This is a genomic window from Parendozoicomonas callyspongiae (genome assembly GCF_023502345.1).
GTDB lineage: Bacteria > Pseudomonadota > Gammaproteobacteria > Pseudomonadales > Endozoicomonadaceae > Sansalvadorimonas > Sansalvadorimonas callyspongiae.
In genome coordinates, this window is record NZ_JAMFLX010000005.1 from 46,278 (window position 1) to 63,724 (window position 17,447).

The following is a 17,447-nucleotide window of genomic DNA, read 5'->3' on the forward strand; positions in this document are numbered from 1 at the left end:
TACTCCTGCGGGAGCTTTCCGGTCTGCACTGCAATAAGAAATTTCCAGCTGCAGGCCGGATAATAACAGGACAGTTTGCGCAGTATCGAAGAAAATCGAACAACCATAAAAAACTGCGCCCAGTTAGAACTGCAACAGGAATGGATGTCTTCTCATGTCGGCTTTGACCCAGAATAACCGCCTGATCACCATAAATACGCCCTTGGGAAAGGATGCATTGATTGTGCGCGAACTTGAGGGTCAGGAAGCACTCTCCCAGCTATTCCATTTTCAATTGACACTGCTATCTGAAGATAGCGCCATTACATCAAAGAAATTGCTGGGGCAGCCGGTTACCATTGCCATTTACAACAGCGGCCCGGATACCCCACGGTATATTCATGGGCATATCTGTCGATTCGCGGCTCTTGATACCAACGAAGGAATGAAACGCCTGTATCGGGCAGAAGTGGTGCCGGCACTCTGGTTTACCACACTGGGCGGGCAGAACAGAATTTTTGAAAACAAGGACTTCAGCGACATTATCAATGAAGTGCTGGGGGACTATACCACCGTCACTTTCAAAAAGGCTTTGTCAGGTTCCTACAGCAAACGCCGTTACTGCACCCAGTTTGAAGAGAGTGACTTTGAATTTATCAGTCGCCTGCTGGCGGAAGAAGGCGTTCATTATTATTTTGATCACAAAGATGGCAGCCATGATTTCTGCATTGCCGACAAAGCCAACGCCTTCAAGCCATCTCTGACCACCCCTGTTGCCTATATTGGCACTGGCAGCAACCCGCTGGAAAACAGCATCCATCAATGGCAGCACAATTACAGCTACCATACGGCAGAAGTCGAATACCGTGACTATCTCCCTTTTTCAGCCTCAGCCTGGATCGAGAAACCATCCAAAGAGAAAAGCACCTGTGGCTCTCTGAATACCGCCAAACCCATGCGGGAATACTTTGGCCGATTCGATTACGTAAAAGAACAGGACCATACCGAACAGCTGCCAAATAATTTCTGTACCCAAAAAGCCAGAACCATGGCAGAAAACCAGGAAGGTCAGTTCGATACAGCTGACGGCCGCAGTACCTGCTGTGAGTTCTATGCAGGCGGGCAATTTGAGGTCGAACACCCTATCGATAGTGAGTCTGGAAAGTACCTGCTGACAGTTGTTCGCCATACAGCACAGGACAGTAATGATCTCGGTACTCGATACAGTAATCACTTTACCTGTATCCCATCTGATATATATGCGCCGCCATCACCTGAGAACTTCCGTCGCACCGTACATACCACCCAGACGGCGAAAGTGATTGAAGTAAAAGCTGCAGGTGAGCAGGGTTCTGACGAGTTTACCCAAGTCAAGGTTCAGTTTCCCTGGAAGAGCAAACTGAACAGCTGCTGGATCAGGGTTGTGCAAAGTTACGCAGGAAGTAACTGGGGTGCCAACTTTGTTCCAAGAGTTGGCCAGGAAGTGGTGGTTGAATATTTTAATGGCAACCCGGATCGCCCGGTCGTCACGGGCGCTCTCTATAACAGCGATAATAACGGGCCAAAATATTCCCGCACCCAAAGTGGCTGGAAAAGTCAGTGGGAAGGCAGCAAATTCAACGAGATGCGCCTGGACGACAAAAAAGGGGCCGAGGAAATCTACTTTGAAGCTGGTAAGGACTGGAATGTCCTGGTCCATAACGACAATACCGAAACCGTTGAGAATGACCAGACCATAGAAGTCACCAACAACCGGGATATTACCGTCAGCAAAGGTAATGAAACCAAGAAGGTCAGCAAGGGCACCCAGAAAACCACTGTTCAGGGTGCTATCACCATCGAGTCAAAAACCAGCATTACCCTGAAAGTGGGCAGCTCGGTTATCAAGATGACACCCAGTGAGATTTCCCTGAAAGCGATGCAAATCAAATCCAAGTCGGATACCAATACCAAGATTGAAGCTGGTGTGATGATGGATGTTAAGGGCGGAGCCATAACACAGGTGAAAGGCGCTCTGGTGAAAGTCAACTAACGGCAGGAAGGAACTATGAGCAAGTTAGTCAAGATCGAAGCCAGCAAAGCCTGCCAGATCACCACGCATTACGAGTTGGGCGAAGATATTGAAAGTCTGTTAACGCCAGAGCTAACACCGGAAGGTTACATTCAGGTACTTCTGAATCAAAAACAATATTATGAGTGCGTTCGCTTTCTCGCACATGCCCTGCCAAAGCGTGAAGGCGTCTGGTGGGCTTGTCTGGCCACCCGCTTTACCCATACACCGGACACGCCTCCTTTAAATCAGCAGACCCTCAAAGTGACCGAAAGCTGGGTGCGGCAACCGACAGAAGAACTTCGCCGCAATGCCGAGACGCTGGCGAATAAGGGCAAATTCAAAACACCTGACAGCTGGGCAGCCATGGCCGCGTTCTGGAGTGTAGGGAATATGCTTGATAATAATGAACAGACTATGACTGCTCCACCCTTTCTCTATGCTCAGGCAATTTCCGGATCAGTTGGCATGGCAGCTGCTGCTGACTCTGAGGATGAGATCCAGGAACGCTATCTCCGGTTTATCAGCCAGGGACTGGATCTGGCCAGTGGCGGCAAAGGGATGATACATAAAGAGCCGGCAATCCTGTTAACTACAGCGCAGGATGCTGCCCCCGTTTCATAAATAAAAATAAAAGAATCAGGGATTAAAAAAATATGGGAATGCCCGCAGCGCGAATAACAGATATGCATGTCTGCCCTATGGTGAACCCAGGCCCGGTTCCTCATGTAGGAGGACCAATTAATGTTCCTGGTGGTCCCACTGTTTTGATATGCAGCCTGCCTTCGGCGACTGTCAGCAGCATGTGTGTCTGTGTAGGCCCACCAGATACGATTGCCATGGGCAGCACCAGTGTTTTGATTTGCGGGAAACCTGCAGCTCGGCTGGGGGATTCTACCGCTCATGGTGGGAAGGTTGTGGCTGGGGCTCCTACGGTTTTAATTGGGTGATATATGCTGTTGCAATCAACGTTTTTGAAAAGAGATAACTTCACCGCAGGAGTATCTCTTATTTGTCTCCTAGTGATTTTGGCTGGATACTCAGGATCAGGTGTTGCTATGTCATTATTTTCAAGTAAAGAAGTCGTTCTTTTTTCCGATGTTGAAGGATCAATCACTTATGATGGGAAGCCAATAAGTGGAGCCACAATATTACGCACTTCCAAGTGGCAAAAAGAAAATAGCGATAGTGTAATAACTGAGAATGATGGCAGTTTCAGAATGCCTGCAATCACAATGAGTCATAACAGCCTTCTTCCTTCCCAATTTGTTTCCCACCAAAGAATTACTGTGCAGTATCAGGGTAATGATTTTGTTATATGGTCGATGGGAAAGATAAATCCTGAGCTTGATGGCGAACTTGGTGGGAAGAAAATCAAATTCACCTGTGAACTCAAAGATGAAATGGAGCCAGTTGACGTTCCTGAAGGGCTTCTAGTCACAGCCTGTAAATTACAACAATAATTGGCAAAGCGATGAACGTAACTGAAAACAACCACCTTATTCCCAAAGATGCAGCCAGCCTTGCAAGAGATATTTATGCCGTGCAGGATGAATTTCTTGTAAAAGCCTTCCTTAATAAACCACTCTTCTCTCCCAAAGGAAGAGAAAAGAAAACCATGAGTGCTGAGGTTGGTTCTCGTCTTATTAATACAAAAGATGGTTTTGGTGTTTGCGCATTAGGTGCTGAACAAGAAAAAGTGGGAAATCAAGATACTAGCAATCGACATGCAATTATTGTTTTCAGGGGTTCAACAACTGCCAACATGTATGCTGACTGGATCAGCAACTTTCGAATAGGAGTAGAGACCTCCAGCACAGGGCTACCAGTTCATATTGGTTTCAACTCGATTTTCATGAGTATGAAAGACCAGATCGAGAAGTTCCTTAATCAACATAACAACAAGATAAAATATGTTCATTGTGTGGGCCATAGCCTAGGTGGGGCAATAGCGACCATCACGTCAGACTGGATTAAATGCAATTACAGCACAAAGGAAGTGAAGTTATACACTTTTGGAGCACCGAAACCAGGATTTGAATGGTTTGCAAGAAAGCTAACAACCAGACTGAATAGTGAATCTGTTCACAGGGTCTTTCATTCAACCGATCCTGTTCCCATGATACCACTCTATCCTTTTGTTCATGCGCCTATTCCTGGCACAGGAACTCACCTCTACTCAAGTGAAGCCTTACTAAGTGCTGATGCACACGATATGCGTCTTTACTTTGATTCAGTGAAGGATCCAGAGGCCAGCTGGTCGAGCCTTGGTGATCCTTTGCCATCCACATCATATGACAAGCTTGTCGAAAAGTGGCTCGCGTCAGATGGTTCTGTTAACCCGTTCAACCCAAAAACATGGGAATGGATCAATGCCGGCCTGGAATATGTCATAAAGAAAATTCTCAAGGTAACAGCGATAAGCTTACAGGCAGGTTTTTCGGGGTGTATTACCCTTGCTGACAAATTAGCCTTGATACTCCGCAAAGGAATTGAATACTCAGCAAAACTGTCAATATGGGTAGTAAGGCTGATGGCCAAAATCATGCAGGCATTAGGAATGAAGATCAAACAAAAGGCTGAGGAGCTAACTCATTTTGTGATACGCTATGTTTTGCAAACGCTAATGAATAAAATATCAACTGTAGGAAAGCAGGCCATTAAGAATATTACAAAGTATTAATTACAATACTCGATTTCTATAGGGCTGCGCTGCAGCCTTATAAACCTTCTTCATGCATTGCCAACTTCCATCGCCGCCATACTACCTTCTTCAGATTTCTCTCATCCACTGTATCTATCAGCAATCCATCCATTTCTACCCTCATTGCTACAGGCATACCGTGCTTCGATAGTATCAGGCGAGAAATAAGTTGACTCTCATTGTTCTTAAAAGAAATACGCCATAACTCAGCAGATCGAGGGATATACCGTCCTCGAGCACTAAAGAAATCATCATAATTTTTTTCATTAAGATAAAAGACTATATAGATTTCACTTTCATCTGCCGCAACGACTATCGCATAACTCTTTCTATCGCCATACTCCAGTTTCATCCCTGCCATTTCCTGTCGCTTACTAATTGCAGTTAAATGGTTACTAGAGTGATCTAAGAGCAGGACTTGTCTAATATGCTGATACTCAAAGTTCAAACTCAGCACTGTATAGCGTTCTGTTGCACCATGAACCTCAAATCCCTCAGGTCCGTCTTCAAAAGGTAAATCCACAGCATTAATTCTATCGCTAACCTTTCCTTGCCAACTGATAAGTTTATTTCGGTAGTTCACATCTGAGCCGGAAGAGTAGCTTTGAAGAAAAAAGCGCGAAGGATGTGCAGATCCATAGTTAATTTGAAAACCGTAATCTCCCTCTTCACTACTCCACAGGTCGTTAGACAGTCTCTCAAATGGCGGATTTTTTGAAACTTTCAGAGGTATTGTGTCAGCAAACAGCGAATGGCTCCAAAGCGGAGCTGACTTTCTGATAATTGCTTTTTCACTTTCAGGAATATCATCAAATAGTGGAGAATCTGGCTCAAAAAAACCATGCGATAAAACAACTTGCTCAACAAGATTTAGATCAACACCTTCATCCACCATCTTCTCTGACACCCACGAAGATACCGAAAAAAGTACATTAATCATCAATATGCCCAGAGGAATTCCTGCAAACCACCAGACAAAGCCTATTTCAGTAAAGTGGGCCAATACTCCGCTGACAAGAAGTATGGCAACAATGCTGGAAGCAACTACAAGTCCCATCTGAATGCCCTTTCAGAATCAGCCAAATATACTTCTAAAAAGTGTTTCCGCTTACACAATCAAAACTTCAAGTCAGCCCCAGAATTAATATTTCTTTCTCCATTTGTATCAAGGATCTTCACTGCCATAACTTTGTTACTGTCCTCAGAAACCACAAGATTACGCCCAGGCATAACACGATTATGATGATTCATCATAGTAATCATGCTTTCACAGAAATAATCCTTACAGATATCTGCCCGTAACTGCTCATCCAGATTGCAACCGTTATCCGCCTGGTACAGACAGCCCCGTTCCATCGACTTATCAGGTATTTGATCCAGGTACCGTTTTAGAAGCTGCTCTTTATTAAGCCCAAATTCATCCATCACCCTCTTTAAAGTGACTCTCTGCAGATAGGCATGAGTGTCCTTGCCTTGCAGGCAGCAGTTCCCTCGGCAGGCGGAACAGCAGACGTTTATAAGTGCATCAAGATGGGGAGAAGGAGGCGCTTCTACTTCAGCCGTAAACACCTCTTCTGTGTCATAAAGATCAAGTGTATCCAGAAGGTGGCGGAGAAAGGTTTCCATACCCTTACGTGCTGCTCTGGAGGTCTGTGCAACTTCATGAGGATTACAGGGGACAACAGTTAACGTTAACTCATCCGGATCAAAACCACCCTCGGATGCCTGCTGAAGAGTTATTTTCCGCACATCTGTACGAAAGGCGTTCTCTTCATCCAGCCGCTTCTGATCCTGAATTGCCACCAGATCTTTCTGCCAGGCTGCCCGACAAGCAATATCGCCACAATACTCCCGGTTCGCAGGAATGTGGGCAGCCAATGGCTGCTGACAATATCGGCATTGCCGGACAGTCGGGTTGCTCATAACAGCTCTCAATTAATCCAGTTAGTCTGTTAATCAAGCTTGTAGCTGAACTCGCCCTCTTCGGTGACACCGATATGAATCTTCTCAACGGGTTTATCATCAGCCATACGGGACAAGCAGGCCGCTGCCAGTTCAGGCAGCAATGTACGGGTCAGAATATTTTCGATGTTCCGAGCCCCGGTATCAGCTTCCTGGCAACGGGCGACAATATGCAGCAGCACATCATCGTCATAGCTGAATTTGGCACCGTAGTGTTCTTTGACTCGCTTATCAATCTTGCGCATATTGATCGCGCAGATCTTCATAAGATCTTCATCTTCCAGCGGATAGAAAGAGATCAGATTGGTACGCCCCAGGAAAGCTGGCTTGAAATGCTTGAGCAACTGCGGACGGATATTATCCAGCAGCACTTCCGGCTCTGGCTTCTCTTCTACCTGCCCCATAATGGCGCGTATAGCATCTTCACCAGCATTGGAAGTCATGATAATAACGCAGTTCTTAAAGTCGATATCACGGCCTTCACCATCCTTGATTGTGCCTTTATCGAACAGACTGTAGAAAATATCCTGCACGCCGGGATGAGCTTTTTCCATCTCATCCAGCAGAATAATTGAGTGGGGCTTACGACGGGCTGCTTCTGTCAGCACACCACCTTCGCCATAACCGACATACCCGGGAGGAGAACCCAGCAGCATGGAGACTTTATGCTCTTCCTTGAACTCTGACATATTAATCGTGGTGATATTCTGCTCACCGCCATAGAGTTCATCAGCCAGTGTCAATGCCGTCTCGGTCTTACCGACACCACTGGTACCAACAAACAGGAACACGCCAACCGGTTTGCGTGGGTCGGTCAATCCAGCGCGTGAAGTCTGAATCATCTCGGCTACTGCATCAACAACATGATCCTGACCAATAATCCGCTGCTTCATCCGGTCACCCAACTGGCGGATAGCATTGATCTCATCACTGACCATCTTGCCAACAGGAATACCGGTCCAGTTGGCAATCACCTCAGCGACAGCCTGCTGATCAACACAGGGCTGAATCAAGGGCTGCTGCCCCTGGATCTCGTTAAGCTCGCTGGTCAGTGTTTTCAGTTGTTCACGCAGCTCGGGAATATTCTGGTCAAACAGCTCTTCAGACTTACCCTCTTCTGCCTCATCCTCGTCGGCCTTGGTTGATGTTTGGCCCAAGAAGCTGGCATCAATCTGCTCACGGATATCACGGATTCTGCCAATCAGTTCTTTCTCTTGTTCCCACTGCTGCTCAAGGCTTTCTAAATCCTCCTGAGCCTGGTTTCTTTCCTCATTCAGGGTAACCAGACGATCTCCATGCCCTTCATCCGCTGCATGTTCCCGCTCCAGCATAGCCAAGGCTCTATCAGCATCCTGAATTCGGCGGGTAGCATCTTCAATCGCTCCCGGTGTTGCAGAAAGACTCAGGGCCACTCGGGCACAGGCTGTATCCAGCAGACTGACCGACTTATCCGGCAGCTGACGTCCGGGAATATAACGGTGGGAGAGTTTTACTGAAGCTTCAATCGCTTCATCAAGAATACGGACCTTATGATGCTCCTGCAGGGAAGCAGAAATAGCCCGTATCATATTAATGGCTTTTACTTCATCAGGCTCTTCGACCTTTACAACCTGGAAGCGCCGGGTCAGGGCCGGATCACGCTCAAAGTACTTTTTATATTCTGCCCAGGTTGTGGCGGCCACAGTACGCATCTCGCCACGAGCCAGTGCCGGCTTAAGCAGGTTGGCGGCATCACCCTGCCCCTCCTTCCCACCGGCACCAATCAGGGTATGCGCCTCGTCAATAAACATGATAATGGGAACCGGTGAAGCCTTAACCTCTTCAATCACGGACTTAAGGCGATTTTCAAACTCACCTTTCACACTTGCTCCTGCCTGTAAAAGACCAAGGTCGAGAGTACGAACAACCACTCCCTGCAAAGGTTCAGGCACATCGCCACCAGCAATCCGAAGGGCAAAGCCTTCAACAACGGCTGTTTTACCAACGCCTGCTTCACCGGTCAGAATCGGGTTGTTCTGGCGGCGACGCAGCAGAATATCAATACACTGACGAATCTCTTCATCCCGCCCGAGTACCGGATCAATCTCGCCATTAGCCGCCCGTTCGGTCAAATTGATTGTGTACTTATCAAGGGATGGCGTGTTAGTTGGCTTGGCATCTGCCTGATTACCACTACCACTGCTTCCAGAACCAACCGCAGCTGTAGATGCAGACTCGCCGGTCGTTCCTACTCGTGCCCGGGCCGTCTCGCGTACTGATTCCGGTGCCAGCTCACGCAGTACTGCGCAACTTTCCAATAGCTGACGGCGCAGCTGATCATCCAGCATAATCGCTGCCAGCAGGTGGCCTGAAGTAATCTGGTTATGTCCGCAGTCAATGGAAGCTATCATCCAGGCATTTTTGGAGGCATCAACAATGGAGGGTGATAATGCTGCAGGGCGGCTGCTGCCGCTTTTGAATTTGGCCACAGATTCTGCCAGCTGTTTCGCCAGCGTGGAAGGATTCACTTCATGCAGCTCCAGCAAGCTGTAAAAGTCGGTATCACTTTTATCCAGCAACTTAAGCAGCCAGTGTTCCAGCTCCACATTGTATTGGTTATGGGCAAGACATAAGCCAGCGGCACCTTCCAATGCTTCTCGCAATGTCGGGGTCATTCTGTCGACCAGGGCTTTCAGATTCAGGGAAATCATTGATTCGCCGTCCTTGTATTATTCTGGCTCTCAGGGCAAGAGCCTCGGTGTTTTATAAGGCATAACAAAGCACAATGTGATACTGACTATATCAGCCGCTCACCTGCTCTTGTAGAGCATTTCTGAACCCTTTTGACTGATTTTTTACTTGAATGAGTAGGCGGGATTAATTGAAAGGAGTTAAGGGAAGGGGGCAAATGTCACAAGCGTTAAGTTGAGGGAAGGTAGAACACAGAAAAATCTGACCGCTCAAAATCCACCTTCCCTTATTTGTATATCAAAATATCAAAGGTCAACCTGTGCAGACATCATGTTCGTTTTTATCGACGTTCAAAGTGAGGTGTATCCTTGAATTTTTTCCAATTCCCACCCCACTTGTTGTCAGAATGTAAACTTTCCCAGTAATCACCAATTGCCTGCAAATCAGACTTTTCATAAGTCAATCTGACCTTACCCTCCTGGTCAGGAATAAAGAAATTAAGATCTATCGCCAGTCTTTGCAAATGGCGACTATTCATTGTTTTGCTTCTTCCCTGCCTAACATAAAGCTTTTGTTGCTCAACTGTTCTATACAGCTCACCCCCAGTTACAATAAAACTTGCTTCATAAGCCTTCTGTAATAACTGGGTAACATGAATCAGGAATTGAGCCTGTTTTTGTACCGATTTCATTTTTTAACCCCCATTTTTTCAGAGAGCTCTGTCAGTTGTTGTGTAAGAATTGAGAGCTGGGAGTTTTTATCTGAACTTCCTTTGCTTGATCCATAGAAAAACTGAATAATTGCTGACAATGTCACACCTAATAAAAAGCCCAAAACAGTATCAGCAATACCTACAGCACTTTCTAGAAGCGGGTTCATTGTTATATAAAATATATAACCAAAGGTAAGACAGGTAATTAAAAATGAATAAGCATAGATAAAATACTTGGCAATCTTGTCGTTTTGCCGAAGAGCCTCGATCTGCATAGATCGTGCACTCACTCTGTCTGCATGGTGTACTTTCTCTTCCTCTACCTCAAGCGCTTTAACTCTTTGAAGGTGATCTAAAAGCATTTCCTGGTAGTCAAGTTCGAACTGTTTCAACTCTACAAGCTGTTTGTCTGATAGGTTTTCTTCGGCGATATCAGAAATATCAATTCCTGTTTTTTCTTTGATTTTCCCGGCAATTTTCTCAACGCCTTTATCAACTCCTCCCCTGAAAAGGCTACTTAGCAAATCCATACCTTTGGTTGCCAGGTAAGAACTTGCCGCTGACAATACAGGTGCTAATAGTGTTGCGGACATAATTATTATTCTCCTTGATATAATCCCAATAGAAATCTCAGGAATCATAACTTCCTGATGATTGCATAGGAGTTATCGTCAAATCTGGTGTTTGAGTCATCCACCTCCTAATCAGCTTCAAAAGAAAGAAAGAAAAAGAAGGAAAAAAGACATCCATATATTTTTGTTGTAGGCATTACCCTATAGTGATTGAATTACGCCAGAAAAAACCCGCGATTATGACAAGGTAAGAACAGAAAGTTTCAGAATCAAAACCAAAAAAGGCTTCATACAGCGAGAAGGAAATTACTCTAAAGTGTTCATTATGATAAAAAGCTATCTAGCAAAAAGTCTGTCACTGGCTTTCAAACCATGAACCCACTGCTGTCCAAGCTTTCGTGCATACGACAATAAATTTTCAACTCTCCCTACTGCTCGTATAAACCCAAAACCAGATGGCCGCAATGTGTACAACCATTCATCAGGGTTAATATCAAGACGAGATAATATCGGCGGCACACTTGCCGGAATAGAACCACGCTTATCATCACGAATGGCCCTGCCAGACCAATCTACCAATTCCATATAGTCAACCAGAGCAAAGGGAATGGCCAACTCCTGCCTTTGCCCCTGAATACGGAAAGGCTTGATATTCTTTGGCTGACGATTTGTCGCCCTTGCACAAGATCTCTTCCATTGGTTTATTCGCTGTTGCAAGGATGTAAAATCGGAATCTTCCGGCAACTCTGAAACTCCTGCCCTTACAGGGTTTAAATCAACATACGCCATACACGACAATAAGGCAGCATCATCCAATAGCGCCTGGCTTTTAAAACGCCCTTCCCAGAATCGCCCCTTACAAGAATCTTCTTCATTGGCTCTTCGGGCCAGATTTTCATTCAGGCACCGCATAAACCAGCTAATACTTTGCAAGCGCTGGCGATATTCTCGGGCAAACTCATTTACACGATCTAACTCAGCTTTTGAAGTAACCAAGCTCGATAAAAATCGCTGAACCAACAATGGGCCACTAAAAAGGCACACCCAGCGCCGAAGCACCTCTTCAGTACTCCATGCACTGCACTTCTCACTATCAACGTAGAGAACAACATGATAATGGTTCGACATCACGGCATAAGCACAGACTTCTATCCCAAAAACTGAAGAGAGTTCTTCAAGCCTTTCAACAACCCAGGATTTTCTGTGCTCAAAACTTTTACCAGTTAAATGATCTTCACCACAGAGGAAAGCACGCCTGACACAACGAGCCATACAGTGATAGTAAGGTGTGGTTTTTGGATCAATCAGGGTTCTTCGGGCACTGGTCATGTTTTTCTTCTACTTCAGTTGATGACAGGAAGAAAAATAGACTGCGCTCGGGAAGAGTCAAATTTATGGATGTCCTTTATTTGCTTTATTTGTTTTAGGTTTTTATTAAGTTTTATAGGTATTCATGATTCAACATCACATCACAGGCACCTATCCCGAAAACTGAAGTGATTTCATCCAGTTTTTAACAACTCACTTTTTCGGTATTCGAATTTTTTACCCATAATATGATCCGCAAGCACGCCTGACACAACGAACCTTACAGTGATAGTAAGGTGTGGTATTTGGATCAATTAGAGTTCTTCAGGCACTGGTCATGTTTTTCTTCTACTTCAGTTGATGGCAGGAAGAAAAATAGACTGCGCTTGGGAAGAGTCAAATTTGTGGATGTCCTTTATTTTTCCTGCTCTTTATTTTTCTCGGGAAGAGTCAAATTTATGGATGTCCTTTATTTTTACGCTCCTGACATATTCAATAACTGCCCATCTTCCTCGAAGAAATGAATAGTACAGTTTTTGGGGACAACATAAGTCCCCCTCGAAGTACCCTCGCCTCGTCCACCATGACCAAAAAACACAAAATCTGCCATATGATTAACCCTCCAGTTGATAGAACTCACCCTCAGAACCATCTATAGCTAATAGATCGTCAGTTTTGAGTTTCTTGTCTCACTAGACCATCGATTTCTGATTATGAACTGGTGTAGAGCCCTATTTGGAAATCATTAATCCATTAAGTAAGTCGTCTTAGTACACCAAAGGCTGCTCTTCTGATATTTCTTTATCATACGTGTAAGACAGAAAAATAATTCAATATATACTCAACGCCTCAACGAGCAGGAGGAACATAGCTAGCGGCTAAACATACCACAGCAATACTTGATGATACCCAAAGCTCCATTACTAATGGTTCAGTACACCCACGACAATTACATTAAGGAACTACAGAACAGTCAAAGTAGGTCGAAAAGGAACACAACCACACTACCGTCATCCCAAAGACCACGAAAACCAGCAACCCTTACCAAAACCTTACACCCGCAACCACCACAAAAGCAACCAAAAATCAATCCAAAAAACCAAAAAATCACCCAGGCACAGCAACCACAACCATCTGATTACTCACCTCACTCTCCAGCCGACTGTTAAACCCCAACATAGGATAATAATCCGCCCGCTGAGAAAGCTGCAAAGCAGGCAATTCCTGCTCCAGAACCCGAATACAAATATCAAAATCCAGCTCAGTACCCGCCACCAGCCGCACCAATGAACGCAAAGATTCCAAACGATGACTGCCAGGTAAAAAACTCATATAAAGCTTGTAACTCATAGGCTCCAGAACCACTCGGAACCGACTTTGTATCTGCCAACTCTGCTCTCCCAGTACAGCATTCTGCCCAAGAATATTATTGATACCTTTGTTTCTGTTTACGACACCCGGCAGCTGAGTCTGAAGATCCCGTGGTATGTGGTACCACTCACCAATAAACTGCTCAATTTCAGCCTTTAAACCGAAATGATGCAAAATCGCGCTCTTCAAAGCGCTGGCTGAACGGATATTCCTGCCCAGCAAACCGCCCATGCCAGCAGCAATTTCATCGGACAGTGCCGTACGATTTTGAACAGCATTGGTGCCCAGGCCAACAAGGGACTTTACGGCATGGCTATAAAGATCATTCTCTTTCGTCGGCTCAAAATCTCCAACATGCTTGATCCTGTGCCGCTCCACATGAGCAGGTAGCTGATATTTACGCCAGGCCCGGTAGAACAGTGAGATTGTGCGGTGATGAAAGATATCCAGAAAATCCCGCAGGCTTCTGTTTTTGGCTTTCAGCTCTTTGAGAACTGTCTCAGTAAAGTGTTGAGGCATCACTCCCTGACTGCCGGTTAACCCCATAAAAGAGACTTCCATCAACCACTGATGACGGTTATCAGGGTCATCGTTCTCTTCCTGCTCACGGATTTTCAGTCGTGCTATATCTGAGGCTGAAAACGACAAATTCTGTGAAACGAGAAACCGCACCAGCTCTTTATGGGGAGGAGCCTGTTCTGCTACAGGCTGACTGGCAAACTTCTCTGCCTGGGCTTTTTCAGTCTGGCCGATCGTTTCCAGCAGTCGCACAGCCTGAAAGAAATCAAACTCCTGCGGCCTTGAACGCAATTTATCAACAACAGTTGGTCGCTTATTCTTATGGCCGGGTGGTTTCTCTGCAGCTGTCATCACAAAAGCGCCTTTTCACCTGCCCGTGGTGGCCAGCGGCGGAATTCACCGTCTTTGCCACTTAAGCGGACAATTAACCGAACAAAGGAATTAATACTGCAATAGACACCAAGAAAACGTTCAATCACAGAACTGAACAACAGCGGGCTGGTTCCTGTCATCATCATTGAATCCAGCTCAATTTCCACTTCTGTTCCCCGGCAAAGCACCACGGTGTTATCAATGGGAATTGGTGCTGTGATTGTTCGCGTCTGCATGGTGCGAATGGATTCAATCAAATTGCGGGTACTGGCAGAATCACGGAAATTATAAAGCCGAAGAATTTCCTTAAAGGCCTCACAGGAATCCGTGCCACGGCTTAAAGAGAGAAAGTTCAAATTAAGGTGTGAGATCAACCGCCAGTATGCGCCCTCTTTCATGGGCGCCCGCACCACCGCCGTTGGCGAAATCACGCTGCTGATTCGTTTTGTTGGTGCATCCCCATCAACCACAGTGAAATGAGGTTGCCCACCACCAGTTGGAAGTTTTCTGGGCAGGTTTCGGTTAGTGCACAGTGTTTCCAGATGTAGAACACTGTTGCCTTCCAGGAAGGGATTAAACTCCAGATCGACCAGCCGAATATCCACTTCACTGGCCTGTTCATTCATATGCTCACCTTCAACCACTTCCCGCCGGTGGCTGATCCAGAAAGCAGTCTGCCCCGCTTCCACCTGATGGTGTCTGTAGCTGTAAAAAGGAGTGAACCCCCGCTTTTTGCCACTGCTGTCACTGCTTACGACTTTCTCAACCGACCAGGTCTCCATCTCATCCCGCCTGCGAAGGTCAGGCACAACTGGATACTCATAACTGGTATGGTCAAGGGAGATGGGTTCCGCCCGCTGCGGGAACAGATTAACAACCGGCGTACAGCCCAAAGCAAACATTTTGGCTGAGAGCTGGTGCTCCAGCTCATCAACACTTTCTTCCAGATAGATATAAAGGTGGAAACCCTGCTTTTCATTACCGGCCAGAGCTTTGTCCAACCCATCGATATCTATAAAAAGGAACTTCTCCGGAAAAACAAAGTACTCGGTCAGCAATCGGTATCCGAGAAAGGCATTATCCGGATAGGGAATCAGCCCTTCATCCTCCTCAAAACCAATTGCCCGAATGCAATCAGCATCAAGGTAAACGGGTTGCGGGTCATCCTCTCCTGTTGCCACTACTAGCTTAACGGCTTTAGTCAGCAAAAGATCATAAAGCGGATAAACATGCTGAGGTTGCCCACGCAGGAAAAAACGGGTGGAAGGGCTCACCACTTCCCCAACAGCACTCTCTTCAGCCAGTGTTTTAAAAGCTAGCTTCAAAACAGCATTGGCTTCAGTCACCTTGTTTGAACCCGGAGCAATAAATGGCCGTGGCTGAAGGCTGGCTGATTTCACCTTAATGGCAGGAACCGTGACATCATAGGCGGTTTTAAAACGACAACTGCCGCCAGATGCCTGCTCAGTATCCACCAGAGTTCCGGCAGGCACGCAGGCTGGTGCATCCAGCAGCGCTTCCGGCTCAAACTGAATCACGGCCATGGAAGGGGCTGGACGAAGATAGTGAGGATACAGCGTCTCCAGCATGGCTTCGGTGAGCTCAGGAAACTCATCATCAAGTTTCTGCTGAATGCGGGCGTTCAGATAAGCAAAACCTGATAAAAGCTGCGCCACCAGAGGGTCAGCCACAGTATCGGTATCAAGCAGCAGGGAGCTGGCGACCGATGGATGCCGTTTGGCAAATTCACCAGCAGACTGCTGGATAAAAGCCAGTTCCTTTTCGTACAGCGGCAGCAGCTTTTCACTCATGGTTATGTATCCTTACCGCATTTCCAGAATATCAATAGTTTGGGTCACAGGGTCGAGCGCCGAATCAAAAATCAACAGTTCCTGTGATGGATTGGCATGAAGCACAGCTTCCATCCGGAAGCGAATTGTCGGATCTTCCGGGTCTATAGACTGGGCACTCTCGACCTTGATGGATTTAATGCGGGGCTCATAATGGCGCACCGCATCAGCCACCTGGCGACAGAACTTATTTAATGCTTCCGATGAGTTCAGATTAATTGTGGACAGGTCTGGCAAACCGTAATTGGGAATCCCTTTTCGCACCTGTCCCAGCTCATCGGGAGGAGAAACACACCGATACCGGGTGTTCATCATATGTTCCAGATCCCGGCGCACACTTTCCCTCAGCTGCTTGAGCTTCAGGTAGTTGACCTGCACGCCTCTCTCGTGCTGCAGAAGTCTGTCCAGCACCGGTGCCATGAGTTTTTTTTCGTTTTTGTTGTACATTCTCCGGCCCTGACTGGATGTAGTGACAACAAGGTCATCTTGCAGAATTAAACTTCTTAGCTGCTTCTACACTTTCTTGAGAAAGTCTTACAATCTCTTCCCAGCCTCGAAGGTGTTCTTCGTACTCTTTATCCTGTTCTTCTGTAGTCCATTTTTCAGGTAGTCTGTGAGCAGAATATTTTTGATTCCTAAAGCGATCTTCAATTATCTGTTTTTGAGATTTACTCACTTCCGATAAATCTATGGATATGCTGTCCAAGATTTTTTCAAAGAAGTGATTAATTGGATCTTGATCAATAAGGTGCCTATCGCCTTTATCTTGAATAAAAAGCGTGTTATCACGAAGCATAAAACATAGGAAATGGGAGTGCGTTAATGGGATAAAGGTCTGAATGATTCTTGACTGAGAAAAATCGCGATAGATTTCAAACTGGAGAGCATAAAAATCTGCTAGCGTAATAATCTTCCAATTAACTGGTGCCCTATTTATCTGACATCCATTCTTGAAATTACCATACCCTTCACCCCATTCAGATCTTGTACATTTTAAAACAGCTTCCTCGAAAACCTCATGACTGAACAATGAGTTCTCAAGATCACAGCCTTCAACGAAAGTTACACCACACCAGAAAAAAAGTTCCCCTGCATTTTCATGAAAGAGTGGGCCCTTTAACTTCCATGCACGGGCAAGAATTGATAATGAAAGATAGTTGCCAACTTTTTCATAGCGAGACAAGTCATGAATATCATAGGAGGGCTTGGGGAATAGCTCCTCAGAATAATCTGGTTTATGCACTGGTAGTTTCAAAGAGAGCTGGGTACCAGATATATCAAATTTAATTGGCTTAGCCACCCGATCAAAGTCAGGGACTTTCGGCCTATATGGTTTGGTAATTGGTAGTATTTCAAATGCCATATTGTTTTCCTACAC

At 45.9% G+C, this 17,447-nt stretch carries 16 protein-coding genes; 5 read left to right on the forward strand and 11 right to left on the reverse strand.

The window, feature by feature from the left end:
- Positions 1–154: 154 nt before the first annotated feature.
- Genes M3P05_RS05100 through M3P05_RS05120 form a run of 5 tightly spaced genes read left to right on the forward strand, consistent with a single transcriptional unit; the run spans position 155 to position 4,712 of the window.
- Positions 155–2,011, forward strand: coding sequence for a type VI secretion system Vgr family protein (locus M3P05_RS05100; protein ID WP_249698301.1), 1,857 nt, complete (start codon positions 155–157; stop codon positions 2,009–2,011).
- Between the two features lie 15 nt (positions 2,012–2,026).
- Entirely contained in the window at positions 2,027–2,653 is a 627-nt protein-coding gene (locus M3P05_RS05105) for a DUF6931 family protein (protein WP_249698302.1), read from the forward strand.
- Between the two features lie 32 nt (positions 2,654–2,685).
- Positions 2,686–2,979, forward strand: coding sequence for a PAAR domain-containing protein (locus M3P05_RS05110; RefSeq protein ID WP_249698303.1), 294 nt, complete (start codon positions 2,686–2,688; stop codon positions 2,977–2,979).
- Positions 2,980–2,982: 3 nt separating this feature from the next.
- A complete protein-coding gene (locus M3P05_RS05115; protein ID WP_249698304.1) occupies positions 2,983–3,492 on the forward strand; it encodes a DUF6795 domain-containing protein in 510 nt (169 codons plus the stop codon).
- An 11-nt stretch (positions 3,493–3,503) separates the two neighbouring features.
- Entirely contained in the window at positions 3,504–4,712 is a 1,209-nt protein-coding gene (locus tag M3P05_RS05120) for a lipase family protein (protein WP_249698305.1), read from the forward strand.
- A 37-nt stretch (positions 4,713–4,749) separates the two neighbouring features.
- Here M3P05_RS05120 and M3P05_RS05125 read toward each other — a convergent pair whose 3' ends face one another.
- The 11 genes from M3P05_RS05125 to M3P05_RS05170 form a co-directional block, all read right to left on the reverse strand.
- Positions 4,750–5,790 (reverse strand): hypothetical protein, encoded by a 1,041-nt coding sequence (locus tag M3P05_RS05125; protein ID WP_249698306.1) that lies wholly within the window; start codon positions 5,788–5,790, stop codon positions 4,750–4,752.
- A 59-nt stretch (positions 5,791–5,849) separates the two neighbouring features.
- Positions 5,850–6,656, reverse strand: a complete 807-nt coding sequence (locus M3P05_RS05130) for a hypothetical protein (RefSeq protein WP_249698307.1) — start codon at positions 6,654–6,656, stop codon at positions 5,850–5,852.
- 29 nt (positions 6,657–6,685) lie between these two features.
- Positions 6,686–9,385 carry a type VI secretion system ATPase TssH gene (gene tssH, locus M3P05_RS05135; protein ID WP_249698309.1) on the reverse strand — a complete coding sequence of 900 codons (2,700 nt, stop codon included), beginning with the start codon at positions 9,383–9,385 and terminating at the stop codon, positions 6,686–6,688.
- 320 nt (positions 9,386–9,705) lie between these two features.
- On the reverse strand, positions 9,706–10,056 hold the full coding sequence (locus M3P05_RS05140; protein ID WP_249698311.1) for a M15 family metallopeptidase: 351 nt from the start codon (positions 10,054–10,056) through the stop codon (positions 9,706–9,708).
- Positions 10,053–10,670 carry a hypothetical protein gene (locus M3P05_RS05145; protein WP_249698313.1) on the reverse strand — a complete coding sequence of 206 codons (618 nt, stop codon included), beginning with the start codon at positions 10,668–10,670 and terminating at the stop codon, positions 10,053–10,055. The genes M3P05_RS05140 and M3P05_RS05145 overlap by 4 nt, the downstream gene beginning before the upstream one ends.
- A gap of 315 nt (positions 10,671–10,985) precedes the next feature.
- A complete protein-coding gene (locus M3P05_RS05150) occupies positions 10,986–11,978 on the reverse strand; it encodes a transposase (protein ID WP_249698314.1) in 993 nt (330 codons plus the stop codon).
- Between the two features lie 454 nt (positions 11,979–12,432).
- Positions 12,433–12,609, reverse strand: a complete 177-nt coding sequence (locus tag M3P05_RS21215) for a putative adhesin (RefSeq protein ID WP_408635866.1) — start codon at positions 12,607–12,609, stop codon at positions 12,433–12,435.
- 455 nt (positions 12,610–13,064) lie between these two features.
- Positions 13,065–14,198: a type VI secretion system baseplate subunit TssG gene (gene tssG, locus M3P05_RS05155; protein ID WP_249698315.1), complete on the reverse strand. Its 1,134-nt coding sequence runs from the start codon at positions 14,196–14,198 to the stop codon at positions 13,065–13,067.
- Positions 14,198–16,030 carry a type VI secretion system baseplate subunit TssF gene (gene tssF, locus M3P05_RS05160; RefSeq protein ID WP_249698316.1) on the reverse strand — a complete coding sequence of 611 codons (1,833 nt, stop codon included), beginning with the start codon at positions 16,028–16,030 and terminating at the stop codon, positions 14,198–14,200. Before tssF ends, tssG begins: the two co-directional genes overlap by 1 nt.
- A 12-nt stretch (positions 16,031–16,042) precedes the next feature.
- The gene (tssE, locus tag M3P05_RS05165) at positions 16,043–16,516 is read right to left on the reverse strand and encodes a type VI secretion system baseplate subunit TssE (RefSeq protein WP_249698317.1); all 474 of its coding nucleotides are present in this window, start codon (positions 16,514–16,516) and stop codon (positions 16,043–16,045) included.
- Positions 16,517–16,550: 34 nt separating this feature from the next.
- A complete protein-coding gene (locus M3P05_RS05170) occupies positions 16,551–17,432 on the reverse strand; it encodes a hypothetical protein (protein WP_249698318.1) in 882 nt (293 codons plus the stop codon).
- Positions 17,433–17,447 lie beyond the last annotated feature (15 nt).

Bases quoted from the DNA above. Each gene is read 5' to 3' on its own strand.
- M3P05_RS05100 (WP_249698301.1), top strand. From the start codon at position 155: ATGTCGGCTTTGACCCAGAATAACCGCCTGATCACCATAAATACGCCC.
- M3P05_RS05105 (WP_249698302.1), top strand. From the start codon at position 2,027: ATGAGCAAGTTAGTCAAGATCGAAGCCAGCAAAGCCTGCCAGATCACC.
- M3P05_RS05110 (WP_249698303.1), top strand. From the start codon at position 2,686: ATGGGAATGCCCGCAGCGCGAATAACAGATATGCATGTCTGCCCTATG.
- M3P05_RS05115 (WP_249698304.1), top strand. From the start codon at position 2,983: ATGCTGTTGCAATCAACGTTTTTGAAAAGAGATAACTTCACCGCAGGA.
- M3P05_RS05120 (WP_249698305.1), top strand. From the start codon at position 3,504: ATGAACGTAACTGAAAACAACCACCTTATTCCCAAAGATGCAGCCAGC.
- M3P05_RS05125 (WP_249698306.1), bottom strand. From the start codon at position 5,790: ATGGGACTTGTAGTTGCTTCCAGCATTGTTGCCATACTTCTTGTCAGC.
- M3P05_RS05130 (WP_249698307.1), bottom strand. From the start codon at position 6,656: ATGAGCAACCCGACTGTCCGGCAATGCCGATATTGTCAGCAGCCATTG.
- tssH (WP_249698309.1), bottom strand. From the start codon at position 9,385: ATGATTTCCCTGAATCTGAAAGCCCTGGTCGACAGAATGACCCCGACA.
- M3P05_RS05140 (WP_249698311.1), bottom strand. From the start codon at position 10,056: ATGAAATCGGTACAAAAACAGGCTCAATTCCTGATTCATGTTACCCAG.
- M3P05_RS05145 (WP_249698313.1), bottom strand. From the start codon at position 10,670: ATGTCCGCAACACTATTAGCACCTGTATTGTCAGCGGCAAGTTCTTAC.
- M3P05_RS05150 (WP_249698314.1), bottom strand. From the start codon at position 11,978: ATGACCAGTGCCCGAAGAACCCTGATTGATCCAAAAACCACACCTTAC.
- M3P05_RS21215 (WP_408635866.1), bottom strand. From the start codon at position 12,609: ATGGTTCTGAGGGTGAGTTCTATCAACTGGAGGGTTAATCATATGGCA.
- tssG (WP_249698315.1), bottom strand. From the start codon at position 14,198: ATGACAGCTGCAGAGAAACCACCCGGCCATAAGAATAAGCGACCAACT.
- tssF (WP_249698316.1), bottom strand. From the start codon at position 16,030: ATGAGTGAAAAGCTGCTGCCGCTGTACGAAAAGGAACTGGCTTTTATC.
- tssE (WP_249698317.1), bottom strand. From the start codon at position 16,516: ATGTACAACAAAAACGAAAAAAAACTCATGGCACCGGTGCTGGACAGA.
- M3P05_RS05170 (WP_249698318.1), bottom strand. From the start codon at position 17,432: ATGGCATTTGAAATACTACCAATTACCAAACCATATAGGCCGAAAGTC.